The 24,178-nt window shown below is 72.3% G+C and carries 20 protein-coding genes; 14 read left to right on the forward strand and 6 right to left on the reverse strand.

The features are described from left to right. Positions 1-252: 252 nt before the first annotated feature. Genes ACFTWP_RS24530 through ACFTWP_RS24575 form a run of 10 tightly spaced genes read left to right on the forward strand, consistent with a single transcriptional unit; the run spans position 253 to position 11,214 of the window. On the forward strand, positions 253-1,527 hold the full coding sequence (locus ACFTWP_RS24530; protein WP_380266884.1) for an ATP-grasp domain-containing protein: 1,275 nt from the start codon (positions 253-255) through the stop codon (positions 1,525-1,527). Continuing rightward, positions 1,524-2,327, forward strand: a complete 804-nt coding sequence (locus tag ACFTWP_RS24535; protein WP_380266885.1) for a Rossmann-like domain-containing protein — start codon at positions 1,524-1,526, stop codon at positions 2,325-2,327. The genes ACFTWP_RS24530 and ACFTWP_RS24535 overlap by 4 nt, the downstream gene beginning before the upstream one ends. Beyond that, the gene (locus tag ACFTWP_RS24540; protein WP_380266886.1) at positions 2,324-3,394 is read left to right on the forward strand and encodes a PLP-dependent cysteine synthase family protein; all 1,071 of its coding nucleotides are present in this window, start codon (positions 2,324-2,326) and stop codon (positions 3,392-3,394) included. Before ACFTWP_RS24535 ends, ACFTWP_RS24540 begins: the two co-directional genes overlap by 4 nt. Beyond that, the gene (locus ACFTWP_RS24545; RefSeq protein WP_380266887.1) at positions 3,391-4,443 is read left to right on the forward strand and encodes an enolase C-terminal domain-like protein; all 1,053 of its coding nucleotides are present in this window, start codon (positions 3,391-3,393) and stop codon (positions 4,441-4,443) included. The genes ACFTWP_RS24540 and ACFTWP_RS24545 overlap by 4 nt, the downstream gene beginning before the upstream one ends. After that, positions 4,440-5,687 carry an MFS transporter gene (locus ACFTWP_RS24550; protein ID WP_380266888.1) on the forward strand — a complete coding sequence of 416 codons (1,248 nt, stop codon included), beginning with the start codon at positions 4,440-4,442 and terminating at the stop codon, positions 5,685-5,687. The genes ACFTWP_RS24545 and ACFTWP_RS24550 overlap by 4 nt, the downstream gene beginning before the upstream one ends. Further along, positions 5,684-6,481, forward strand: coding sequence for a class I SAM-dependent methyltransferase (locus ACFTWP_RS24555; RefSeq protein ID WP_380266889.1), 798 nt, complete (start codon positions 5,684-5,686; stop codon positions 6,479-6,481). Before ACFTWP_RS24550 ends, ACFTWP_RS24555 begins: the two co-directional genes overlap by 4 nt. Then, entirely contained in the window at positions 6,478-8,028 is a 1,551-nt protein-coding gene (locus tag ACFTWP_RS24560) for an ABC transporter substrate-binding protein (protein ID WP_380266890.1), read from the forward strand. Before ACFTWP_RS24555 ends, ACFTWP_RS24560 begins: the two co-directional genes overlap by 4 nt. Beyond that, positions 8,025-8,969: an ABC transporter permease gene (locus ACFTWP_RS24565; RefSeq protein WP_380266891.1), complete on the forward strand. Its 945-nt coding sequence runs from the start codon at positions 8,025-8,027 to the stop codon at positions 8,967-8,969. Before ACFTWP_RS24560 ends, ACFTWP_RS24565 begins: the two co-directional genes overlap by 4 nt. Continuing rightward, on the forward strand, positions 8,966-9,760 hold the full coding sequence (locus ACFTWP_RS24570; RefSeq protein ID WP_380266892.1) for an ABC transporter permease: 795 nt from the start codon (positions 8,966-8,968) through the stop codon (positions 9,758-9,760). The genes ACFTWP_RS24565 and ACFTWP_RS24570 overlap by 4 nt, the downstream gene beginning before the upstream one ends. Then, positions 9,757-11,214: an ABC transporter ATP-binding protein gene (locus ACFTWP_RS24575; protein WP_380266893.1), complete on the forward strand. Its 1,458-nt coding sequence runs from the start codon at positions 9,757-9,759 to the stop codon at positions 11,212-11,214. The genes ACFTWP_RS24570 and ACFTWP_RS24575 overlap by 4 nt, the downstream gene beginning before the upstream one ends. Positions 11,215-11,247: 33 nt before the next feature. Here the strand turns inward: ACFTWP_RS24575 and ACFTWP_RS24580 are convergent, their stop codons facing one another. Together ACFTWP_RS24580 and ACFTWP_RS24585 are read right to left on the reverse strand one after the other, a co-directional pair. Continuing rightward, positions 11,248-11,685: a hypothetical protein gene (locus tag ACFTWP_RS24580; protein ID WP_380266894.1), complete on the reverse strand. Its 438-nt coding sequence runs from the start codon at positions 11,683-11,685 to the stop codon at positions 11,248-11,250. A 477-nt stretch (positions 11,686-12,162) separates the two neighbouring features. Beyond that, positions 12,163-12,480, reverse strand: coding sequence for a hypothetical protein (locus ACFTWP_RS24585; protein ID WP_380266895.1), 318 nt, complete (start codon positions 12,478-12,480; stop codon positions 12,163-12,165). A 164-nt stretch (positions 12,481-12,644) separates the two neighbouring features. On the opposite strand from ACFTWP_RS24585, the gene ACFTWP_RS24590 reads away from it, so the two are divergent. Further along, positions 12,645-13,766 carry a hypothetical protein gene (locus tag ACFTWP_RS24590; RefSeq protein ID WP_380266896.1) on the forward strand — a complete coding sequence of 374 codons (1,122 nt, stop codon included), beginning with the start codon at positions 12,645-12,647 and terminating at the stop codon, positions 13,764-13,766. Positions 13,767-14,027: 261 nt separating this feature from the next. On the opposite strand, the gene ACFTWP_RS24595 is transcribed toward ACFTWP_RS24590, so the two are convergent. Beyond that, positions 14,028-16,331: a tetratricopeptide repeat protein gene (locus ACFTWP_RS24595; protein ID WP_380266897.1), complete on the reverse strand. Its 2,304-nt coding sequence runs from the start codon at positions 16,329-16,331 to the stop codon at positions 14,028-14,030. 290 nt (positions 16,332-16,621) lie between these two features. Further along, complete coding sequence (locus tag ACFTWP_RS24600) at positions 16,622-16,822, reverse strand: LuxR C-terminal-related transcriptional regulator (protein WP_380266898.1); 201 nt, start codon at positions 16,820-16,822, stop codon at positions 16,622-16,624. Between the two features lie 903 nt (positions 16,823-17,725). Here ACFTWP_RS24600 and ACFTWP_RS24605 point away from each other — a divergent pair. Then, entirely contained in the window at positions 17,726-19,024 is a 1,299-nt protein-coding gene (locus tag ACFTWP_RS24605; protein WP_380266899.1) for a ricin-type beta-trefoil lectin domain protein, read from the forward strand. A gap of 58 nt (positions 19,025-19,082) precedes the next feature. On the opposite strand, the gene ACFTWP_RS24610 is transcribed toward ACFTWP_RS24605, so the two are convergent. Beyond that, positions 19,083-19,622, reverse strand: coding sequence for a recombinase family protein (locus ACFTWP_RS24610; protein ID WP_380266900.1), 540 nt, complete (start codon positions 19,620-19,622; stop codon positions 19,083-19,085). Positions 19,623-20,113: 491 nt separating this feature from the next. Then, the gene (locus tag ACFTWP_RS24615) at positions 20,114-21,463 is read right to left on the reverse strand and encodes a BNR-4 repeat-containing protein (protein WP_380266901.1); all 1,350 of its coding nucleotides are present in this window, start codon (positions 21,461-21,463) and stop codon (positions 20,114-20,116) included. Between the two features lie 691 nt (positions 21,464-22,154). Between ACFTWP_RS24615 and ACFTWP_RS24620 the strand changes: the two genes are divergently transcribed. Beyond that, on the forward strand, positions 22,155-23,201 hold the full coding sequence (locus tag ACFTWP_RS24620; protein WP_380266902.1) for a substrate-binding domain-containing protein: 1,047 nt from the start codon (positions 22,155-22,157) through the stop codon (positions 23,199-23,201). A 120-nt stretch (positions 23,202-23,321) separates the two neighbouring features. Continuing rightward, a partial coding sequence (locus ACFTWP_RS24625; protein ID WP_380266903.1) for an ATP-binding cassette domain-containing protein occupies positions 23,322-24,178 on the forward strand: 857 nt, incomplete at its 3' end.

Raw genomic sequence — 24,178 nt, forward strand, 5'->3', positions numbered from 1 at the left:
CGCCGCCGCGGCGGGCGAGAGCGAGCACCACGGCACGGCGATCGACGCGGACGGGAACGAGCTCCTGCCTCGACGCATGCCGACAGCCGGCTCGATCTGCCGGAACGTCACTTCAGTGCAACGCAGTTGGCCACCTGCGACCCGGCCAGCGGGGCGGTCGACTGACCAGTTATTGAAAATGACAACGGATACCGATAACGTCTCTCTCCGGAACCGGCCCACGCCGGTCCGTCCATCACGAGAGGGGATCACGTGGCACATCTGCTCGTTGTCGAGAGCTGGGTCGGCTCCATGAGTCGGCTGCTGCCGAGAGCCATCGCCGAGGGCGGGCACCACTTCACCTTCCTCACCCGCGACCTGGACCACTACCTGCGCTCTGCGCCCGGAGACAGCGAGCCGCACCCGCTGCTGACCGCCCGGAACGTCCTCACCGCCGACACCAACGATCCGCAGGGCCTGCTGCCGTACGTCGAACGTCTGCAGCGCGCGCTCTCCTTCGACGGCGTGGTCTCGTCCTGCGACTACTACCTGCCCACCGTCGCGGCCGTCGCCGAGCGGCTCGCGCTTCCCGGTCCGCGCGCCGACGCGGTCCTGGCCGCGTGCCGCAAGGACCTGACCCGCCGCAGGCTGGCCGAGGCCGGGGTGCCCGGTCCGCGGTTCGCGCTCTGCCGCGACCTCGCCGAGGCGTCCGCGGCCGCCCGGGAGATCGGCTATCCGCTGGTGGTGAAGCCGGTGGACCTCTGCGCCGGCATGTACGTGCGCCAGGTCGGCGACGAGCGGCAGCTCGCGCAGGCGCTCCGGGCGCTCGCCGCCTTCCCGGTGAACGCGCGGGGCCAACTGCGCGATCCGGCCGTCCTGTTGGAGGAACTCCTCACCGGGCCGGAGGTCAGTGTGGAGACGGTGTCCTTCGGCGGCGAGGTGCACGTGGTCGGCGTGACCGGCAAGACGATCGGCGGCGCCCCCGCGTTCGTCGAGGCCGGCCACCTCTTCCCCGCCGACCTCGAACCGGCCCTGGCCCGGGCCGCCGCCGACACCGCGGTCGCCGCGCTCCGGGCCCTCGGCCTGGACCAGGTGGTCGCGCACACCGAGCTCAAGCTGACGCCCGACGGCCCGCGCATCATCGAGGTCAACCCGCGCCCGGCCGGCAACCGGATCACCGAACTGGTCCGCCGGGTCACCGGCGTCGACCTCGCCGCTGCTTGCGTGGACGTGGCGCTCGGCCGCCGCCCGGACCTCACCGGGCAGGCCACCGCGGCCGGCAGCGCCGCGATCGCCTTCCTGCTGCCCGACCGGGACGGCGTGCTCGCCGCCGTCGAGGGTGCCGACACCGTACGTGCCCACCCCGCGGTGGTCGAGCTGACCCTCGCCCCACCGGGCCGCACGGTCCGGAGGGCCGCCAGCAACAACGAGTACGCGGGCCACGTCATGACCGTCGACGCCGCCGCCGGTGGTGCGAGCCGCACCGCCGAGCACCTGCTCGCCCGGCTGGCGCTGCGCTACGAGCACGATCCGGCGGCCACGGCGTGACCCACCTCGACGACCTCATCGCGCGAGCGGCGGGCGGTGCGTTCGGGATCGACCCGGCCCGCCAGCACATCACCGTCGCCTTCACCACCACCCAGAGCGTCCGGCACGAGGGCCGCGCCGGCGGCTACCGCAACGAGGTGCTCAGTCTGCGTCTCGGCGCCGCGGTCGGCTCCTGCGCCGTCGAACCCGGCACCATACCCGCCACCACCCTGGACGAGTGCGTCGGTGCCACCGTCGCCGAGTTGCTCGCCCATCCGAGCCAGGTGGTCCGGGTGGCCGCCCTCGACGCCCTCCTGATGCACATCCGCCCGCACACCCCGGCCAACGGCGCCCGACCGTACCCGCTGCCCGCCGGCAGTTCCCTCGTCAAGTCCCGCGCCCGGGCGAAGGCCGTGGTGGAACTCCTGCCGCTGGAGCACGTACGCCGGGTGCTGGTGGTCGGCGTGGTCAACTCCCTGCTGGAGCAGCTGCGCAACCACGGTGTCGACTACCTCGCCTGCGACCTCAAGGGCGGACGGACCGAGTGGGACGAGCCCGTCCACACCGACGCGATGGCCCAACTCCCTGACTGCGACACCCTGCTGGTCTCCGGCATGACGCTGGGCAACGGCACCTTCGACGCGCTGCTCGACCACGCCCGCGACAACCGAAAGCCACTGGTGACATTCGCACAGACCGGCAGCGCCGTGCTGCCGCAGTTCCTCGGCCACGGGGTGAGCGCCGTGTGCGCGGAGCCGTACCCGTTCTTCTGGCTCGACGGCGGCCCCGGCACCGTCCACCGCTACGGCGGTGCGCGATGACCGCCCCCGTACTGGCGCACCCCGCCAACCCCGACCTGCTGCCGCTGCTCGGCCGCACCCCGCTGGCCCGGATCCGCACCCCGCTCCCCCACCCGCAGCCCGGCTTCTGGGCGAAGCTGGAGTGCCTGGGCGCCGGCGGGATGAAGGCCCGCTCGGCGGTGGAGATGCTGAGCGGCGCCCGCGCCCGCGGTGAACTGCGCCCCGGCGGAACGGTCGTGGAGTCCACGTCCGGCACCCTCGGCGTCGGCCTGGCCTTCGCCGGGCAGGCGCTCGGCCATCCGGTGATCCTGATCGGCGACGCCGAACTCGAACCGTCGATGCGGCAACTGCTGCACTCCTACGGCGCCGAGCTCGACATCGTCGAGCGGCCGGCCGTCAAGGGCGGTTGGCAGGGTGCCCGGCTGGCCAGGCTCCACGAGGTGCTCGCCCGGATGCCCCACGCGTACTGGCCCGACCAGTACAACAACCCCGACAACGCGGCCGGCTACCACGCGATGGCCCGCGAGCTCATCGGCGAGATCGACGAACTGGACGTCCTGGTGTGCAGCGTCGGCACCGGCGGTCACAGCGCCGGCCTGGTCGAGCCGCTGCGCCGGCGCTGGCCGGGGCTGCGGGTGATCGGCGTGGACTCGGTGGGCTCGGCGATCTTCGGGCAGCCCGCCCGGCCGCGCCTGATGCGCGGGCTCGGCAGCAGCATCCACCCGCGCAACGTCGCCTACCGGGCCTTCGACGAGGTGCACTGGGTCGGTCCGACCGAGGCCGTCGACGCCTGCCGCCGCCTCGCCCGGGGCTGCTTCGTCAGCGGCGGCTGGAGCACCGGCGCGGTCGCCCTGGTCGCCGCCTGGGCCGCGCGCACCGAGGCCGGGGCCGCCGTCGCGACCGTCTTCCCCGACGGCCCGCACCGCTACCTGGGCACCATCTACGACGACGCGTACTGCCGCGCCCACGGCCTCACCCCGGAGAACGCCGCCACGCAGCCGGTGGAGATCCCGCACCCCGGCGCCGCCGAGGTCGCCGGCTGGGCCCGCTGCCGCACCGTCCTCGACCCACTGGAGGTAGCGCCGTGAAACTGCAGACCCGCACCGAACGCCTGCGCCTGACCGAACCCCTGCGCATAGCCCGCTCCGTGATGGCCGCCCGCGACGCCGTCGTCGTCACCCTCACACACGAGGGGGCGAGCGGCCACGGCGAGGCCGTGAGCAGCGACTACCTCGGCCTGCCCACCGAGCTGATTCATCGTCAACTGTCGGAGTTCAGGCCGCGACTGGAAGGGCTGCGCCACCCTCAGGACGCGCTCGAACATCTCGCGGACGGGGCGTTCGCCGTGCTGTCGGCGGGGGTGCGGGCCGCGCTGGAGGCGGCGCTGCTCGACCTGGCGGGCCGGCTCGCGGGCGAGCCGGTGCACCGGCTGCTCGGCGCGCCCGCCGCGCCGGGCGCCGCCACCGCCCGCACCATCGGCATCACCGACCCGGTCCGGGCCGCCGCGCAGGCCGCCGGCCTCGCCGCCGCCGGGTTCACCGTGCTCAAGGTCAAGGCCGGGTCCCCCGATCCGGCCGAGGACCTGGCCCGGGTGGAGGCCGTCCGGCTCGGCGCGCCCGGAGCCCGGATCCTGCTCGACCCGAACGGCGCCTGGACACCCGAGCAGGCGAGGACACTCATACCCCTGTTCGCCGACCTCGGCGTCGAAGCCGTCGAGCAACCCATCGCCCCCGGCCGACCGGACGCGCTGGCCGACCTCGCCCAGACCTCGGCCCTGCCGGTGATCGCCGACGAGGACGCCGTCGGCCTCGACGACGCCCTCCGGCTGGCCGGCCGGGTCCACGGCGTCAACATCAAGCTCGCCAAGTGCGGCGGTCCGTCCACCGCACTGCGGATCTGCGAGGCGCTGCGGGGCAGCGGCACCGACATCATGCTCGGCTGCCTGACCGCCAGCTCACTGGGCATCGCGCCCGCCGTGCACCTGGTGGACCGGGCCCGCTGGGTCGACCTGGACGGGCACCTGCTGCTCGCCCACGACCCGTGGCAGGGCATCGGCGGCACGGACGGAACCGTCCGCACCGGCGACCGGCCCGGGCTCGGCGTCCGGCGCGCACCCGCTCCGGAGGCGGCCACGTGAAGGCCCTCCACTCGATCCGGACCTTCCCCCCGGCCGTACGCCTGCTGCTGGTCAACCAGCTCGGCGTCAACACCGGTTTCTACCTGCTCGTCCCCTACCTCGCCGCGCACCTCGGGCAGGACCTCGGCCTGTCCGCCGTGGCGGTCGGCGTGGTGCTGGGCATCCGCAACCTCAGCCAGCAGGGCCTGTTCGTCATCGGGGGCTCCGCCGCCGACCGGCTCGGTGCCCGCGGCGTCATCATCGCCGGCTGCGCGCTGCGCACCTGCGGCTTCGCCCTGTTCGCGTTCGGCGACCACCTCGCCGTGCTGATCGCAGCCTCGGTCCTCAGCGGCCTGGCCGGGGCCCTGTTCAACCCGGCCGTCAGGACGTACATCGCCCAGGAGGCGGCCGACCGGCGGGCCGAGGCCTTCGCCCTGTTCAACGTCTTCGCGACCGCCGGTGCGCTGATCGGCCCGCTGCTGGGCACCGCGCTGCTGCTGGTCGACTTCCGCGCCGCCGCACTGACCGCCGCCGGCATCTTCGCGGTGCTGACGGTCGCACAGGCGCTGACACTGCCCGCCCGACCCGTCCCCCCGGTCCGGACCGCCGTCCTCGGCGACTGGCGGGAGGTGGCCGGCGACCGGCGGTTCCGCGCCTTCGCCCTCGCCCTGGTCGGCATGTACGTCCTGGAGAGCCAGCTCTACCTGCTGCTGCCCGACGGCGCCCAGCGCGCCACCGGCTGGGCGGGGGCGGTGAGCCTGCTCTTCCTGACCGGCGCGCTCGCCCATCTCGCCCTCCAACTGCGCATCACCCGCCGCCTCCAGGCGTCCGGACGCCGGGGCCGCTGGATCGCGTGCGGGCTGCTGGTGACGGGCCTGGCCTTCCTGGTGCCGCCGGCCGTCGGCGGGCTGACCGGCCTGCTGATCGCCGCCCTGGTCCTGCACGTTGGCCTGATGACGGCCCAGCCGTTCGTGATGGAGCTCGTCCCCGAATTCGGCCGCCCCGGGCTGACCGGTACCTACTACGGCCTGTTCTACCTGCTCTCCGGAGTGGCGGCGGCGCTGGGCAACGCCGCGGTGGGCTGGGCCATGGACGGCCCCCGCTGGGCGCCGTGGCTGCTGTGCGCCGCCCTCGGCGTGGCGGGCGCGGTCGCCGTCGCCCGCCTGGACCGCGCCGGCCGCCTACCGCAGCCCCGACCGCCCACCGCCGGGCCGAGCGAGCCGAGCGAGCCGAAGGAACCGAAGGAACCGAGCGCCTCCCGATGACCAGTGGCAACCTGCTCACCGACACCCCCGAACTGTACGAGCTGCGCTTCCCCGACCCCGACCACCTCGCCGCCCGCTGGGCCGAGTCCGTCCTCGACGCGTACGGCGCCGGGCCCCGGGTGCTGGACATCGGCTGCGGCACCGGCCGTGACGCCGCCTGGCTGCACCACCGGGCCGGGCGCCGGGTGACCGGCATCGACGCCTCCGAGACGATGCTCGCCCACGCCCGCACCCACCACCCCGGCCCGCAGTACATACGCGCCGACATGCGGGAGTTCGACCTCGGCCACCGCTTCGACGCCGCGCTCTGCCTGGACAGCGCCCTGCTCTACTGCCACACCAACGCCGACCTCGAAGCCCTCCTCTCCCGCTGCCGCGACCACCTCACCCCCGGCGGACTGCTGATCGCCGAGATGCGCAACGCCGCCTTCTTCCTCGGCCGCACCGGCCCCCTGGAGGCACCGCGCACCGACACCGTCACCCACGACGGGATCACCCGCACCTCCCGCACCGTCCTGCGGATCGACCACGGCGCCCAACTCCTGCGCCGCACCCGGACCTGGACCGCCGACGACGGCTCACCACCCGTCGAGCAGCACTCCGCCTGGCGGCTGCTGTTCCCCCAGGAGCTGCGCCACCACCTCGCCGCCCAGGGCTTCGAGACCCTCGCCCTCTACGACCGGCCGGGCCCGCGGACCGAACCCGCCTGGACCCACGGCGCCCCACCCGCCGACACCGTCGACTCCGACCGCCTCCACCTGATCGCCCGACTCACCGAAACGAGCACCACGTGAACCGGCTCCACCGCCGATCCTTCCTCCTCAGCACCGGCGCCGCCGCCCTCGCCGTCACCGCCGCCGGCTGCGCGACCACCGGCACCTCCTCCGGCTCCTCCGCCGACACGGCTCCCCAGCAGGGCGGACGGCTGCGCGCCGCCTTCGCGGGCGGCGGCGCCAACGAGACCCTCGACCCGCACCTCGCCAACCTCTTCGTCGACGCCGCCCGCGCGAAGGCGATGTTCGACAAGCTCGCCGACTTCGGCCCCGACCTCGCCGCCGTACCCCGCCTCGCCGAGAACTGGGAGCCCAACCCGGCACTGGACACCTGGACGGTCAGGCTGCGGAAGGCCGCCTTCCACGACGGCCGCCCCGTCACCGCCGACGACGTCCTCTACAGCTACCGCCGGATGGCCGACCCCAAGCGGGCCTTCCGCGCCAAGGCCTCACTGGAGCCCGTCGACCTCACCGCCAGCCGCGCCCTGGACGCCGGCACCGTCGAGTTCCGGCTCAAGCGGCCGTACGCCGAATTCCCCAACGTCATGGCCGCGTTCGGCGCCTACATCGTGCCGAAGGACGCCGACGTGTTCACCGAGCCGGTGGGCTCCGGGCCGTTCGGATTCGTCGCCTTCAAGCCCGGCACCTCACTGCTCGTCAAGCGCAACACCGACTACTGGGAGGGCGCACCCCACCTGGACGAACTGGAGTTCCTGGTCGCCGACGAGGAGTCAGCCCGGGTGAGCGCGCTGCTCGGCGGACAGGCCGACTACGCCCACGAGTTGAACCCCGCCACCGCCCGCGCCCACGAGGGCGGGGGGCAGATCGACATCGTCCGGCTGCGCAACAGCGCCATGCAGGGCTTCGTGATGAAGACCGACCGGGCGCCCTTCGACGACGAGCGGGTACGCCAGGCGTTCTTCCTGATCGCCGACCGCAAGGAGCTGGTCGACGGCGCCCTGTCCGGCGCCGGTGAGATCGGCAACGACCTGTTCGGCAAGGGCTGCCAGTACTACCCGGCGAGCCTGCCGCAGCGCGCCCAGGACCTGGAGCGGGCCAGGGCACTGCTGCGCGGGGCCGGCGCCGAGAACCTCACCGTCACCCTGGACACCTCCCCGGTCGCCGCCGGCTTCGTCGAGGCCGCGGGCATCTTCAAGGAGCAGGCCGCCAAGGCCGGCGTGAGCGTCGAGGTCAGGGTCGGCAACAAGGACACCTACTGGAAGGACATCCTGGACGGCGGAACCTTCGCCTCCTACCGCTCCGGCGCGATGCCGATCGAATCGCACATCTCGCAGCGGCTGCTCACCAAGTCCACCACCAACGCGACCCACTGGAAGCAGGCCGACTTCGACGACCTCTACGCCCAGGCGCAGTCCACCCGCGACCCGGCCGCCCGCACCGCCCTGTACGAGCGGATGCAGCGCCGTCTCCACGACGAGGGCGGCTTCCTGATCTGGGGCTTCGCCGACTGGATCGTGGCCACCGCGCCCAAGGTGCGGGGCGTCGCCGAGGAGGCCCCGGCGAACACCCTCGACTGGGCCCGCTTCGACAAACTGTGGCTCGCGTGACACCGCTGCGCACCTGGCTCGGCCGCCGACTGCTGCTCGGAGCAGGGCAGTTGGCGGCCGTGCCCGCGCTGGTCTTCGCCCTCACCGAGGCACTGCCCGGCGACGCGGCGGACGCCCTCGCCGGGGACGACCCCGACCCGCGGCGGATCGCGGTCATCCGCGCGGCCATGGACCTCGACCAGCCCGCCTGGCAGCGGTTCCTGCAGTGGTCCGGCCGGCTGCTGACGGGCGACCTCGGCACTTCCGTGGTCAGTGGCCGCCCCGTCGCCTCCTTCCTCGCCGACGGACTCGCGCCGACGCTGCTGCTGGCCGCGCTCACCCTCGCGCTGCTCGTACCGCTGTCGGTGTCACTCGGCGTCCTCGCCGCCCGCAAGGAGGGCGGGCTGCTCGACCGGGTGGTCAGCTCGACCACGCTGGCGGTTTACGCCGTACCGGAGTTCGCCCTCGGCGTGCTGCTCACCAGCGTGTTCGCGCTGCGGCTCGGCTGGCTGCCGCCGACCGCGATCGGCGGGGTCTGGCAGCAGCCGGCCGTGCTCGTACTGCCGGTGCTCGTACTGCTCGCCCGTCCGGTCTGCTCGATCAGCCGACTGGTCCGGGCGGGCATGATCGAGGCGATGGCCGCCCCGTACGTGGCGCAGGCCCGCCGCTACGGCCTGTCCGAGCTGCGGATCCGCTGGACGCACGCGCTGCCGAACGCCGTCGCCCCCGCCGCCCAGCAGTTGGCCCGCACCTGCGACTGGCTGCTGTGCGGCGTGATCGTGGTGGAGACGCTGTTCGTGATCCCCGGCCTGGGGACGGTGTTGCTCGACGCCGTCGCGGCCCGCGACGTGCCGGTGGTCCAGGGCCTGGCCGTCGTCTTCGGCCTGCTCACCGTCGCCCTCAACCTCGCCGCCGACCTGGCCGCCCGCCGATCAGCCCCCCGCTCGGAGGTCGCCGCGTGAAGCGACGCTTCGCCCTCGGCGCAGCCCTGATCGCCGTACCGCTCCTGCTCGCCCTGCTCGGGCCGGTGTTCGCCGGGCCGGCGGGGCCGCGCGGGGTGTCGTTCCTGCCCGGGCAGGGCCACTGGCTGGGCACCGACTTCACCGGCCGCGACGCCTGGCGACAGGTGCTGCTGGGCGGCCGCTCGGTCGTCCTGGTCGCCCTCGCCGCCACCGGACTCGGCTACGCCGCCGCCGTCCCGCTCGGCCTGGCCGCCGCGCTCACCCGGCGCGGCTGGCTGGAGGAGGTGCTGATGCGCCCGCTGGACGTCGTGATCGCCGTACCCTCCCTCGTCCTCGTACTGATCACCGCTTCGGTGCTCTCCCCCGGGCTCGTGGGTCTGAGCCTCCTGGTGGCGCTGGCCGCCGCACCGGACGCCGCCCGGGTGGTGCACGCCGCGGCGGTGGAGATCGCCGCCCGGCCGGCGGTCGAGGCGATGCGGATGTACGGCGAGTCGTGGGCCCGCATCGGCCTCGGCTACACCGTCCGTGCCATGCGTCGCACGCTCGCCGCCGACCTGGGCACCCGGCTGGTCGGCGCGCTCTACCTGGTCAGTACCGCCGCCTTCCTCGGCGTCGGCGTGCAGCCGGACGCCGCCGACTGGGCGGTGATGGTCGACCGCAACCGGCCCGGCCTCGGCCTTCAGCCCCTCGCCGTGGTGGTCCCGGCCGCCCTGATCGCCGCACTGGCCATGGGCACCAACCTGCTGCTCGACGCCGCCCTGCAGCGCGGCGCGAAGGGAATCGCGCGATGAACGACCCGTTGGTGACGGTGGACGCCCTGCGCGTCACGGTGGACGGCCGGACCCTGGTGGACGGGGTGAGCCTGCGCGTCCACAGCGGCCGGGTGACGGCCCTGTTGGGAGCGTCCGGCAGCGGCAAGACCACCACCGGCCTGGCCCTGCTCGGCGAGTATCCCGACGGGGCGGTCGTCGGCGGGCGCGTCGACGTCCCGACCGGAGCGGTCGGCTACGTGCCCCAGCATCCGGCCTCCGCGCTGAACCCCGCCCGCCGGGTCGGCGCGCTGCTCCACGACATCGCCCGCCGGCGCGGTGGCGCGCTGCCCGAGGTGCGGGCGGCCCTGCGGCGCGCCCAACTGCCGCACCCGGACGAGGTGCTGCGCCGGTATCCGCACCAGCTGTCCGGCGGCCAGCAGCAGCGGGTGGTGCTGGCGCAGGCCCTGCTGTTCGGAGCTCGGGTGATCGTCGCGGACGAGCCGACCACCGGACAGGACGCACTCACCAAACGCCGAGTGGTCGAGGAACTCGCCGCGGTGGTCCGCCAGGGCATCGGACTGCTCCTGCTCAGTCATGACCTCGACGTGGTGCGGGAACTGGCCGACGAGGTGGTGCTGCTCGAAGGCGGCCGGACGGTGCGGCCCGGCCCGGCGGAACGCCTTCCTCCGGCGCTGCCGGTCCAGTTGGTGCGACGGTCCGCCGCGCGCCCGGCCCCGCTGCTGGCGGTCGGACCGCTCGATGCGGTCCATCCGGACGGCGTCCGGGCGCTGCACGACGTCCGCCTCACCGTCGGCGTCGGCGAGTGCCTGGCGCTGGTCGGCCGCTCCGGGAGCGGCAAGACCACGCTCGGCCGCTGCCTGGCCGGCCTGCACGATCGGTACCGGGGCGAGGTGACGCTCGACGGACAGGTACTCGCGCCCAGTCTGCGCCGCCGCTCCCGGGCCGAACTCGCCGCCGTCCAGTACGTGTTCCAGGACGCGTACGCCGCCTTCGACGAACACCGCCCGGTCGTCGACCAGGTGGCCCGCCCCGCCGTGCGCCTGCGCGGACTGCACCGCGAGGAGGCGACACGCTCCGCGCGGCAGCTCCTGGCGGACCTCGGCCTCGACGCGGCCCTCTGCGCCCGCCCACCCGGCGCCCTGTCCGGCGGCGAGCTGCAACGCGCGGCACTGGCACGGGCGCTGGCAGCCGGGCCGAGGGTTCTCGTCTGCGACGAGATCACCTCCGGTCTGGACGCCCCGAACCGCTCCGCCGTCCTCGACCTGCTCGCCTCGCTGCGCGAGCGGGCCGACCTCGCCCTGCTGCTGATCACCCACGACCTCGCCGTGGCCGGCTCGTTCGCGGACGCCGTCGCGGTGCTCGACCACGGCCGGATCGTCGAGGAGGGACCGGCGGCCGAGGTACTGAACAGTCCGCAGCACGCCTTCACCCGACAACTGATGGGCGCCGGAAGGCCGGAGGCGTCCGGCTGAGCGCGCTACCGGACGGGCGGTCCGGCCGCAGGCCTACAGGTCCCATTCGCCGGGAGGCGTCGGCTCGGCATCGGGGTAGTTCTCCCTGATCTCGCGCAGCAGCCGTTCGTCGGCCGTGCAGACGTCCCAACTGGTGCTGTCAAACTCTCTCAGGATCACCACGAGCTCGCCGGCCGAGTACCCCTTGAAGTCGCCGTCGACCGTCTGCAGGTCGGGCGCGGCCAGGGCCAACAGCTCCGGGGTGCCGATTCCGGTTCCCGTCGATGTACTCTCCAGCACGGCGCACGCGGCATCCAGCCGCGGGTGGTCGGTTCGCACCTTCCAGGTAAGGTCTAGCCCGAACGATCCCAGCCGTACGAGGAGTTCCGCCAGGGTGACGTAGCGGCGGGCGACGTGCCCGGCAGTGCGATCTCCGACTTCGCGCCAAGCTGCGAATGTCAGCGACTGCATCGGAGCCGACGTCTCGGTCATCTGGCTGGAACCCCGTTCGCCTGGAGGAGCCGGGCACCGCCGACCCCTCCATTGTGTTGCTGATCCCGTCCGCACGAAACCGGTTTCAGATCCGTGGTGTCCTGGTCCAGGTCCAGTCGGCAGCGAGAGCACGGGCGCCGGCCCGGTGTCGACGGGGTAACGCGCGAAGGCTCCGATGACGCCCGTCCGCCGGAGCCGTGGTGACGGGGCGGCCATCGCCGACGGCCTGATCGGTAGCCCCCTTGATGGGGCCGTGCAGGAGCCGATTCACGTGTTTCGTCCTTCGGAGAGAGTCACGATCGATTGCGAGCGTTGGTCGGGGACAACAAGGACCGGGAAGCGCGACGCTGTGCCTCCCGATCCAGCCTTACCGGCTGAGTCGCGGGCGTTCAAGAGGGCCCCGCTCGCCATCGACGCCCGCCTGACGGTACCGCGGCTCGGCCCGACAGCCTTCCGGCCGAGGGCTTGCACCCGCCTTCAATCCGGTCTGACGACCGGCTCCAGCAGGTCCTCGAAGGCATCAGGAGCTGACGCCCAACGTTCCTTACCGGCGGCCGGTTCGGCGTCGGTGAGGAGGCAGGCATCAAGCCGTTCGATAATACCGTTCGTGTCCAGTCCAGCCGCGGTGAAGGCGAGGCGCTGTATTAGGTCACCGAATTCAGCCTGTCGGCCCGGGGCTGCGGTGCCGCCGGCGGAGGGTGAACACAGCTGTCGGGATTCGTCCGGGACGGTCCTGAGCCAGCGTCCGCTCTCCTCGACCGCGAGGCAGGCCCCGGCACCGTCCCATGCGAGCACCGACCATCGAGTGGGTCGAGTGGAAGTCGGGGTGCCAGCAAGGATCTTCGGGCAGGCGAACGGGACATCCTATTGAAGGACCCACCGACAGCCGGCGTGCACGGTGGCTCCGCGCGGCATTCTCCCTTGCTCCCACAGTCCGTGAGCTGGAAGGATCCTCCGCTGTGAGTCTCCTCCTGATCTTCCTACTGATCGCCTTCACCCCCTCCTTGATAGGTACCGTCCGCAGGTCCAGGGCCGCCGACTGGGCCAGGACCGGGTTCGACCCGTCCGCGTACGGTCTGGCGTCGACCGCGATGCTCGACCCGCACCGGTCCGGCCCGCCGATGGCCTCCGAACAGCGGGAGAGGTTCCAGGCGGTGGCCGACGCTGCCTGGAACGGCAACTGGCGCCCCGCCGCCGACCATGTCGGAGCGGCCGGCGAGGACTGGGACGAACGCTGGTCCAGACTGGAGCTGCTCGCCGAGATCGCGACGCAGGACGATGCCTGGCTGACGGCGTGGCGCGCCGCCGAGCCGGGCAACTGCGACGCCGCCGCACTGGAGGCCAAGCACCTGGTCCACCAGGCCTGGACGATCCGGGGCCGGGGGTACGCACACGAGGTGCCGCCGCAGAACATGGCGAAGTTCGAGCAGCTGCTCCCGGCCGCGATCGAGGCCGCGCACCGGGCCGCGCTCCTGGCACCGGAGAATCCGGCTCCGTGGGTGGTCATGGTCACCGCGGCACGCGGCGCCCGCTACGCCCCGGACCGCTTCCGGCCGCTCTGGGAGGGCCTGGTCGCCCGCGCCCCGCACCACTACGAGGGCCACTGGCAGGGCATGCAGTACTGGTGCGCGAAGTGGTACGGCTCGAACCGGAAGATGATGGCCTTCGCACGCCGCGCCATGGACCAGGCCCCGACCGGCAGCCCGCTCGCCGGTGTCTACCTGCACGCGCTCTCCGAACTCACCACCCGTAGCGGCGCCCGCGCGTTCCCCACCACCTGGGTGGCCCGGCGGCGCCTCAAGGCGGTCGCGGCCGCGCTGGCCGCCGTCCCGGCGAACGACTCGCGCCTGCCCGCCCTGCGGCACATGCTCGCCGACTACCTGGGCAGGGCCGGGCTGTTCGCGGAGGCCCTGAAGCAGTTCCGGCTGATCGGCCGCTGGTGCGGTGCCGACCCCTGGGCTCGCCGAGGTGACCCGGTGGCGGCGTTCGACCTCGCTCGCGGTGTCGCGGTGAGGCTTTCCAGGGCGAAGCCGTTGCCGATGCAGGCGCGGCGCACCGAGAACGCCTTCCCCATGCACTGACCGGGGCGGCGCCGCGGGCCGAGCAACCCGCTCGGTCCTGCGGCGCCCGGCCGCCGACGCCGTCTGCCGATCGCGCGGCAGCGCGGCCCTCCCGTCTAACGACCTCGCGGAGATCGGCGGCGTCCCCGAGGGCCCGCGACCGGTGGTCCGCCCGCCCGAGCTGGGCGAGTGCTACGAAGGCCGCCGGTGGGAGATCGCCTGGTGCGGGGGCACCGTGAGTGGATGCAGGCCGGCCCCTGGACGTCAACGCCCGCTCGCGGTTCATCCAGTACGCCTACTCCTCCGACCCCGTACACGACGCCACCAACCACCCGTCGCTCCCGCCTCCGCCGTCGCATCGGCCAGATTGCGCTGAGCCAGCCCTTCGCTGTGCTGGTCGCCGAGGTCACGGTAGACGGTGACGGCCCGGGTGAGGACGTCGATCGCCTCCTCGAAACGGCCCACTGCTCGCAGGGCGTTGCCCAGGTTGTTCAGGGCTCCGCCCTCGCTGTGACGGTCGCCGAGGTCACGGTAGATCGTGACGGCCCGGGTGTGGGCCTCGATCGCCTCCTCGAAACGGCCCACATCATGCAGGACGCTACCGAGGTTGTTCAGGGCCTGCCCTTCGCTGTGGCGGTCGCCTTGCTCGGCGAAGATGCCCTCGGCCCGGGTGTGGGCCTCGATCGCCTCCTCGAAACGGCCCAGATCATGCAGGGCGTTGCCGAGGTTGTTCACCGCCTGCCCTTCGCGGCGGCGGTCGCCCCGTTCGGCGAAGATGCCCGTAGCCCGGGTCAGGGCGTCGACGGCCTCCTCGAAACGGCCCACTTCTCGCAGGGCGTTGCCGAGGTTGTTCACCGCCTGCCCTTCACGGTGGCGGTCGCCCCGTTCGGCGAAGATGCCCGTAGCCCGGGTGAGGACGTCGATCGCCTCGTCGAAACGGCGCATCACCCGCAGGGCGCTGCCGAGGTTGTTCACGGCCTGCCCTTCGCTCTGGCGATCGCGGAGGTCGGCGAAGATGCCCGCGGCCCGGATATGGGCTTCGACGGCCTCCTCGAAACGGCGCACCTCGTGCAGGGCGTTGCCGAGATTGGTCAGGGCGCCCCCTTCACTGTGGCGATCACCGAGCTCCTGGGTGGCGGTGAGAGCGTGTCGAGAAGTACTGAGGGCGTCGTCGAAGTGCCGGCGCAACAGCAGGAACTGCTGGAGGCAGAAGGCCAGGTTGACGGCGTCGCGGGGATGCCGACCGATGGTGGCGACCAAGGTGGGGTGTTCGGCGTCCAGCCAGTCCAGGGCCTGGGTGCGGTCGTCGAAGAACTCGGGGGCGGGGAGTGCACTGAGGAGATCGTCGGCGGCGTCTGCGAGCGAGGTGTAGCGCCGAATGAGCCGGTCGAGGGCCTGCCGGCTCTCCTCAGTGGCGGGCCTGGCGAGTTCGGCGGTGTAGAGGCGGATGAGATCGTGCATGCGCCAACGCCCCGAACCCACGGGCTGCTCGGTGAGGAGGCCGGCGGCGGCGATGGCGGCGAGAGCGCCGCGGGTCTCGCGCGTGGGCCGGTCGGTGAGGGCGGCGGCGCTCTCGGTAGCAAGGTCGGGCCCGGCACACAGCCCGAGGAGGCGGAACACCCGCGCGGGTTCGGGGGCCAGGCGTCGGTGCGAGAGATCGAAGGCGGCGCGCACCGCGAGTGACTGCCCGTCGGTGTCGTGGAACTGCAGGGCGTCCAGGGTGCCGGCGAGGTCTTCGGCGAGGGCGGCGACGGGCAGGCCGGGGTCGGAGGTCAGCAGCGCCGCGGCGATCTGCAGGGCCAGCGGCAGGCGCCCGCAGTGCGCCACCACATCGGCCAGCGCCTGTGGTTCGGCCGCGATGCGCCGGTCGTCGGGCCGGGCCAGGGTGACGGCGGAGCAGACGAGTTCGGCGGCGGCGGTGGCGTCGAGCTCGTCCAGCCGCAGGAGGCGTGCGCGGAACGTGGGAGAGGTGAGGGTGTCGCGGGAGGTGACGAGCAGCCGGTGTGCGCGCTGCGCGGGGACGAGGTCGGTGAGTTGGCTGGTGCCGGAGGCGTCGTCGGCGACGATCAGGACCGCTCCGGCCTGCTCCGCCCGCCGGGCGAGCTCGGACCGGTAGAGCGCGGCGAGCTCCTCCGCCTCACCGGGCAGGTCCTCGTCCCGGACCCCGAGCTGGCGCAGGAGGATCCCGAGGGCGCGCTGCGCGGTGACGGGGCCGGTGGGGTCGTACCCGCGCAGGGCGACGAACAGCACCCCGCCGGGGAACATCCCCCGGGTGGCTGCTTGCTGGGCGGTGTGCAGGGCGAGGGCGGTCTTGCCGACCCCGGCCAGACCCGCGACCGCTGCCACCGTCGCCGACCCGGGCGCTCCCTGCGGCCCGAGGGCGGTGAGCAGCTCGTCGACCTTCGTCCGTCGTCCGACCAGGTGGTCCGGCGGTGCGGGTAGGGCGGCCAGGGCCTTCGGCAGAGGTGAGGGCGCCCGTGCGATGTTCGTGATGTGCTGGTCGTGGGCGGCCAGGTAGATCCGGGCATCGCCGGACGCGGTGACGTGCTGCTGGACGCGTCCGGGCGCGCCCTCGTCCGTCGTCATGGCCTGGGTCGGTTCGTGTGGTGCTCGCCCACGAGGTCGAACGACGCCCACCTGACCCGCCGCAGGCACAGCACGAACGTGGTGACCGCCGCCGCGACGGTGACCACCCACCGAACCGAACGGGACATCCCGAACCCCTCCCTCACCCCCGCCGCCCCAGACCCCCCGAAACGACGGCGCGGGCACCCTACCCCTTGATCACAGACGGTGTCCAAGACGACACGCCGGGAGCTGGCGACGCTGCGGGGACTCGCCCACGACCACGCCCGCCGGTGCCGCCGCACCCCCGGCTACGGCGTGGGCGGGTGGTTCGGCCGGGTCAGCTGTTCGCGGGTGGTGCCGAGTTTGCGCAGGATGGCTGCGACGTGGTGTTCGACGGTGCGCGGGGAGAGGAAGAGGGCGGCGGCGATGTCCTTGTTGACGGCGCCGTGGACGAGGAGGTCGTGGACCTGCTGCTCGCAACGGGCGTGCGGCGCCCGACCGACCCGCATCCGACGAACCTCCAGCCGTGGAAGGACAGCACCGTCCGAGGCGGCGCCGATGACATCACCGTAGGCCTCCACGACACGAACCGCCCGTGCGCACCGGGCACCGTCAGACCGTTCCTCCCCCGAGGAGTTCGGCGGAGCCGCAAGCGGACGTGGTCACCGTCGTCCCTGCCCTCGTACGTGGGGCACAGCCTGCCCGTCCTGGCAGCAGGACGGGCAGGACGTCGAGGACGCGCGGGCATCCGCGGTGAGAAGCGCATCCGCCGGGGCGGACGGCTCCTCGCCGCCGACACCGTGGCAGGACGACCGGAGCGGACGCCGGTCGCGCACACACGGTCGGAGGCGGTAGACGCGGCCACCCCCACGACGGAAGGCAGCGCGACGGAAGGCAGCGCGGCGGAAAGCCGTCACGGCTGGGAACCACCCTTGACCGGCCGCTGGGGCCGATGGCACCGTGCACGAGGGACGTTCGCGTGAAAGAATGTCAACTTACTTGTTTTGCAACGCACTTCAGCCTGAGCGCAGGTCGCCCTCCGGGTACTCCACGGCCCCCGCCGTCCGGGGCGCCACCGGATGCGGCCCCACACCCATCGGTACGCCCGCCTGTTCGGCCAACGGGCTGGGCCGCCGGCACCACCCCTCGTTTCCTGAGCCCGTCCGGCCTGCTCGTACCTCGGCGTACGGACGGCAGCAACCCTCACCCCGAAGGCAAGCACATTGTCCAACTCCCTTTCCCCGAGAGCTCGCGGCGCCTCAACCCCGCTCACGTCTCCGGCACGGCGGAGGCTCCGCCGCAGGGCGGCGACCGCTCTCGCCGCTCTCGCCGCCCTGCCTCTCGGCGTCCTGGGCACCGCGGCGCCGGCCAACGCGGCCGGGCCGGCCCTGGACCCGAGCCAGTTCAAGGGCGTGAACTGGGCCCGTCCTGGCGACAACTTCGTCAACGGCCCCGTGGTGCCCGAGGGCCTGGCCGTGACCGACGGCTACACGACCGTCAAGGCCAAGGCCGGCGCGGTCTACAACGGGTTCCGGAGCACCACGGGGGCCGACACGGTACGACTCCCGATCAACGTCCACTCCGTCCCGGGGACGGCATGGGGTGACGCCTACGCGGGAGCCGTCGACGCGGCAACCGCCAAGGGCTTCAAGGTGATTCTCTCCTACTGGGAGGACGGCGCCTCGTCCGGCGGAAGGGTCGTCGACACGGCTGCCTTCAACGCCATGTGGAATGCCGTCACCGCCAGGTACGGCTCCACCAGCCTCGTGTACTTCGAGCCGATGAACGAACCCCACGGCTACACCGCGGCCGCCTGGGCGGACATCGCGGCCGGCTGGATCACCGCTCACCCGTCGATCCCGCGAAACCGGATCATCGTGAGCGGCAGCGGCTACAACAGCGACGTCACCTCGGTGTGCGCGGACAGCCGCCTGGCCGGGACCTACCTGTCCCTGCACCTGTACACGTTCCAGTTCGGCGCCAAGACCCACGACGAGTGGACCGACCTACTGGCGTCACGGATCGGTTCCTGCGCGGGACGCACCGTCCTGGACGAGTTCGGCGCGCCCGCGGACGACGGGCGGGACTACGACGACGCGGGCAGCACCGACAACTACGTACGGTACGTCCGCGCGTTCACCGAGCGCATCCGATCGCTCGGCCTGGGGTCGCTCTACTGGCCGGCGCTCGGGGGGAAGGCCAAGGCGCGTCCCACCTACGACTGGTACTCCCTGTACGCCCTTCACGGCAGTGGTGCCGATCTGACGCTGAGCGTGCGCAACACCACCGTGGTCGACCGGCTGAAGTACGCCTGGGGGCTCGGCGACGGCTCCCCCACCTCGTCGCTCCGCAGCGCCGGCACCCGGACGTGCGTCGATGTGCCCGGGGGCACCCGTGACAACCGCACCCAGGTCCAGGTGGCCGCCTGCGCCGCAGTCGCGGGCCAGACGTGGACGCGAACGGCCGGTGGCCAGTTGACCCTGTACGGCGGCGAGAAGTGCCTCGATGCCCTGGGGCGGGGCTCCGTCGACGGAACCAGGGTCGGCATCTACGACTGCACCGGCGGAGACAACCAGAAGTGGGTCTTCTACTCCGACGGCACCATCCGTGGCCTGCAGTCCGGTCTGTGCCTGGACGTGAACGTCACCACGTCCAAGGTCCGGCTGTACTCCTGCCGGGGCGGCACCAACCAGGCCTGGCAATCCGTATAGGCGGTCTCCGGCGGGGAGTGCGTGGTGGTGGTGGGAAGGCTCCGACGAACCGGCGTCATCAGGCGACCGTGGGCTGTGGGCAGGTGCCCAGCAGGCCCGGGCAACCGCCCGCGGATCCCGGCACCGGCGCCGTCGGACCGCAGCGGTGAACCGCGGGCGCGACCGCCGCCGGGACGGGGACCAAGAACACGCCGCCTCGCCCCGAGGCGGTCTGCGAGGTGGCCGGCCCGGCGGCGCTGCCGAAGGTGCTGCGCGCGGGGAGCTGGAACAGGCGGCAGGAGTGCCGCTGCAGTTCCTCGACCACCGCCTGAGCCCAGGCGTCGTCGAGACCGAACACGAACGGTCCCGGCACCAGAACGGTCTCGAAGAGACCCGCCCGGACGGCCCGGAGCAGGGTGTCCAGGGCCGGCAGGCCGTCCCTCGCGCGCCGACCGTTGTCCAGGAAGACCTCCGGCCCCGGCAGCCCCGCCTCCACGGCCGTGTCCTCCAGCACTCGCCGGTGGAACTCCATCCCGGTCACATCGAGGGGGTAGGCGCGGAGGTAGATCGCCGTCCGCGGGGCGGATCCTCCCTGATGTCCTCTGCCGATTGCGAACATGTCGCCACCTACTCGATCCTCAAGCCGCGCCGGATGCTGCGACACCTCCAGCACAGCCCGCCGGCTGTTGGGTATTCAATGCGGACCCCTACCCATACCTACCCTCGGTGACAGAATCCCCCGTGAGAACAACAATGGGTAACCGGTGCGGTGGCGGTGCCGAACCCGCACCGCTCCACGATCCGTGCAGGCGGAACCCGGGAGCCACGGCCTCGGACCCGCGGGCACCCGTACGGCGCCGCGACGGCCCGTCCCGGGCTCGGGGTACCGGTCCTTCCGCTCCGCAACGGTCCACCGGCCGTCCGTACGCCGCGCGCGGGAAGCCGAAGGGCCACCGAGGACCGGTCACGATCCCCGGTGGCCCCGCCCGGACGGTCGACCTGCCGCATCAGCGGTCCCCGGAGTCGGGGACCGGGGCGGCGGGGCCGACGGTTTCCCGGGACGAAGGGGTCGGCCGGACGGGCAGGGGCGCGCACACCCCCGCCCGGGTGTCAGCGCTTGACGGTGAAGACCGGCCACTTCCCGCTGTAGTCGTCAGTCTGGTTGGCGTAGTTGACCATGGTGCCCATGACGCTGATGGAGTTGCGGTTCTCGATGTAGTCGGCGTGGTCAATGCGGTCGGCGTCGGTGCCGGCCTTGTCGACCGGCAGGTCGAAGACCGGCGCGAGGGTGGCGCCGTCGCGCAGGACGACGCTGGACAGGGTGGTGAAGTCCTCGTTGGCGAAGAGGAACTCGAAGTCGTCGGTGCCGGTCTTGACCATGTCGAAGAACTGGGCCGTGCCGGACTTGACGGTGCCGATCTCCCAGGTGGATCCGTTGAGGCGGCCGTAGCGGACGTTGCGCTGGCCGTTCACGGCCTCGCCGAAGCCGACGTAGATCTGCCCCGCGTCGGTGGCCCACACCTGGGAGTACTGGATGGGGTGGGTGGAGTAGAAGTCGCCGGAGCTCGCCGGCGAGGCGGCCCGGACCAGGTGCGCGGACAGGTCGGCGCTGTTGACGGTGTTTCCGGCGTCCTGCCCTGCGGCGTTGGACATCCGGCCGGTGGCCGGGTCGTAGACGCTCACGTAGAGGTTCTTGCCCTGCCTGGCGTGGCCCTGGGGGCCGCCCCAGAGGGTGTAGCTGATGTAGATCCTGCCGTTGATCGGGGCGACACCGAAGGCGTACACCTCGTCGAACCTGTCGGGGGTCTTGCCGGTGTCGATGATCGTGGACGGGGCCGACCAGGTGGTGCCGTTGTCGTCGGAGCTCATCACCTTGTAGCTGCGGTAGGGGTAGTTGACGTCGTCGTTGCGGGAGTAGAAGAAGTAGAGCTTCTCGCCGACGACCACCGGCATCGGGTAGTCGTTGAAGTCGCCGCTGATCTTCGTCGTGGTCCAGGTGCCGTCGGCGGAGTGCGCGGTGGGGGCGACGGCCATGTAGGAGGCGACGGAGTGCTTGTTGAAGAACACCGCGAGCCTGCCGTTGGGCAGCAGCACGATCGTCGAGTAGTTGTGGTAGTCGAACTGCCCCGTCTGGTTCTGGGCCTTGACCAGGACCGGGGTCTCCCACGCCGCGGTGGCGTGGTCGTAGGCGCGGACGTAGACGTCCATCTTGGGGCCGTTGTAGGTGATGTAGGTCTTGTTCGAGGCGGCGTCGTAGAGGCCGCCGCCGAACGACCGCCGGCACTGGAACGTGGCGTCGGTGCTGAGGACGTCGAACGAGGGCGTCGAGGCCGTGGCGGCCGCCGCGGTGGGGGCCGCGGCGGGGGGGAGCGCGACGGCGCCGGCGGCGAGGGTGAGCGCGGCCGCGACGAGCACGGTGCGGCGACGGAGGGGGGCTCCCGGGATACCGGTTCTGGACATGGTGGGGTTCTCCTTGAGCGAGGCGGGTGGGGCCGCAGAAGGCAGGCGCCGGCGACGGGCAGCGGGCCGCATCTGGTTCAGGGGGTACGTCCGCCACCCTGAACGATCGATCAGAAGCAAACACATGCCGACAATGAGCTGTATGACACTCGCGTTTCAGACAGATGTCAAGGGGCTGCGCACAGTCACCTCAGCCACCACCCCGGCCCACCGCCGCAAGCAGCGCGCATCACAGTCGAGCGGATCGAGGGGCGGCCGTCGGTACTAGGTAGGGGTACCCACACTTCACTCACGGATTGATCCGATCGTCACTCGACCGTGGCCATCGACAGCTCAGAGCACTGTGCTCCACCTGCGGAAATATGGTCAGTGTCGGCTCCGCAGGTCCGCACCCCCCACTGCGTCGTCGGACATCGGACCGGGTCCGCGCAGTCAGCGAACCGCCGACTCCCCCACCGGCGACCCGCGCCCACCGAGACCCGGTGAGCCACGGACACACGGCTTCGCAACCAGCCCCACCCCGGCATCACGGCGGCGTATCGGTTTCAGCCCAGCACCCCGAGGGCGTTGACTTCCGATCGATCGATCAGCTTCGATGATGCATCACGTTCGGTTTAGTGCGAACGTGATCGGATGGTGCTGTGGCATTCCCAGCGCCGCTGTTCCCACCCTTCCAGCCAAGGAATCCGCCATGTTCAGTGCACGCACCCGCCGCTCCTGTGCAATCACGGCAGCAGGCCTGCTCATCCCGCTCACTCTCACCGCGTGTTCGACCGGTCAGGCGCCCTCCGGCGGCGCGGACGTGGCGAAGGTCGACGGCAAGATCTCGATGACCTACCTGCAGAAGCAGGGCGACCAGGAGTACTTCGTCGGCGAGGCCGCTGGCGCGAAGGCGAAGGCCGCTGAGCTGGGCGTCGACCTCAAGGTCGTCAACCTCGGCACCGACGCCAACAAGACGGTCAGCGAGGCCAAGGCCGCGATCGCGCAGAAGTCCAACGGCCTGATCGTGGTCGTGCCCGACCCCGCCGTCGGCCCGCAGGTCGTGCAGACCGCCAAGGACGCCAAGGTCGCGCTGCTGACCTCCGACGACCAGATCTGCACCACCGGCCCCGACCCGACGGTCTGCACCTCCGACACGCTCGTCCCCCGGATCGGCTTCAGCGGCGAGCAGATGGGCGGCGAGGTCGGCAAGCGCGCCGCCGAGGAGTTCAAGAAGGCCGGCTGGAACCCCGCCGAGACCCGCACCATCTCGGCCTGGAAGCAGGACGTCACCGTCTGCACCGACCGGGTGAAGGCCGCGAAGAACGCCTTCTTCGCCGGAGCCGGCGCCAACGTCCAGAACATCGACGTGGCCACCGACAACACCCCGACCGGTGCCCAGGACAAGATCGCCGCGACCGTGACCGCCAACACCGGTGTGAAGCACTGGGTGGTCTGGGGCTGCAACGACGAGAACGTCCAGGGTGGCGTCACCGCGCTGGAGAACGCCGGATTCAAGGCCGACAACGTGATCGGCGTCGGCCTCGGCGCCTACCTGGCCTGCAAGAACTGGAACTCGGGCAAGCCCTCCGGCATGAGAGCGGCGCTCTTCATCAACGGCAGCGACGTCGGCGCCCTGGCCGTCCAGACCATGTACGACAAGCTCAAGAACGGCAAGGACTTCCCGAAGGAGGCCTTCGCGCCGACCAAGATGGTCGACGCCTCCAACTGGAAGGCCTCCGGCGTCACCTGCAGCTGAACCCGCAGGTCACCCGCCCGCGCCGGCTCGGCGGCTTCCCGACCCGCCGCGCCGGCCCCACCCCCCGCCCTGTCCCCATCGGCTCACGCAGCCGACGGTCCACCGTTAGTGAGGCCCTCGATGACCAGTCCCGGCACCGAACCCCCGGCTCTCCCACCCCCGACCGCCGCCGGCCCCGTGATCGCCGTCGAAGGGATCACCAAGCGCTTCGGAGCGGTGCAGGCGCTCTCCGGTGTCAGTCTCGACTTCCCCGCGGGCCTGGTCACGGCACTGATGGGGGAGAACGGCGCCGGCAAGTCCACCCTGCTGAAGATCCTGACCGGCGACCACCAGCCGACCGAGGGAGGCATCCTGATCGACGGCCGGCCCACCGCCCTTGCCTCGCCGCAGGACGCCCGCCGGCTGGGCATCCGGATCATCCCGCAGGAACCCGAGATCATCCCGCACGTCTCCGTCGCCGAGAACGTCTACGCCGGCTCCCTGCCGCGCACCGCCGGCCGCCGCCTGAACCGCGCCGAGCTCCACCGCCGGATCACCGCCGACCTGGAGCGCCTGGGCTTCGACAAGGTCCTGCTCCCACACCTGCTGGGATCGGAACTCACCCCCGCGCAGCGTCAGTTGGTGGAGATCCTGCGGGCGCTGACCGGCGACGCCAGGGTCATCGCCTTCGACGAGCCGACCTCCTCGCTCTCCGACGGCGAGGTCGAGGCCCTGTTCGCCCTGATCGGCCGACTGCGCGCGCAGGGCGTCGCCGTCGTCTACGTCTCCCACCGAATGAAGGAGATCTTCCGCCTCGCCGACCGCATCGCCGTCCTGCGCGACGGCGCCGTGGCCGGAGTCCTCGACGCCGCACACACCGACGAGGGCGAGGTCGTGCGCCTGATGGTCGGCCGCGACCTCACCACCCTCTTCACCCGCGAACGCGTCGCCACCGACCACGTCGTCCTCGACGTCCAGGGCCTCACCACCGACCACGT

Origin of the sequence: Kitasatospora sp. NPDC057015 (assembly GCF_042673745.1) — a bacterium.
Classification (GTDB): Bacteria; Actinomycetota; Actinomycetes; order Streptomycetales; family Streptomycetaceae; genus Kitasatospora.

Coding starts and splice junctions, on each gene's coding strand:
- ACFTWP_RS24540 (WP_380266886.1), top strand. CDS start 2,324: ATGACCGCCCCCGTACTGGCGCACCCCGCCAACCCCGACCTGCTGCCG.
- ACFTWP_RS24555 (WP_380266889.1), top strand. CDS start 5,684: ATGACCAGTGGCAACCTGCTCACCGACACCCCCGAACTGTACGAGCTG.
- ACFTWP_RS24575 (WP_380266893.1), top strand. CDS start 9,757: ATGAACGACCCGTTGGTGACGGTGGACGCCCTGCGCGTCACGGTGGAC.
- ACFTWP_RS24580 (WP_380266894.1), bottom strand. CDS start 11,685: ATGACCGAGACGTCGGCTCCGATGCAGTCGCTGACATTCGCAGCTTGG.
- ACFTWP_RS24595 (WP_380266897.1), bottom strand. CDS start 16,331: ATGACGACGGACGAGGGCGCGCCCGGACGCGTCCAGCAGCACGTCACC.
- ACFTWP_RS24600 (WP_380266898.1), bottom strand. CDS start 16,822: ATGCGGGTCGGTCGGGCGCCGCACGCCCGTTGCGAGCAGCAGGTCCAC.
- ACFTWP_RS24610 (WP_380266900.1), bottom strand. CDS start 19,622: ATGTTCGCAATCGGCAGAGGACATCAGGGAGGATCCGCCCCGCGGACG.
- ACFTWP_RS24615 (WP_380266901.1), bottom strand. CDS start 21,463: ATGTCCAGAACCGGTATCCCGGGAGCCCCCCTCCGTCGCCGCACCGTG.
- ACFTWP_RS24620 (WP_380266902.1), top strand. CDS start 22,155: ATGTTCAGTGCACGCACCCGCCGCTCCTGTGCAATCACGGCAGCAGGC.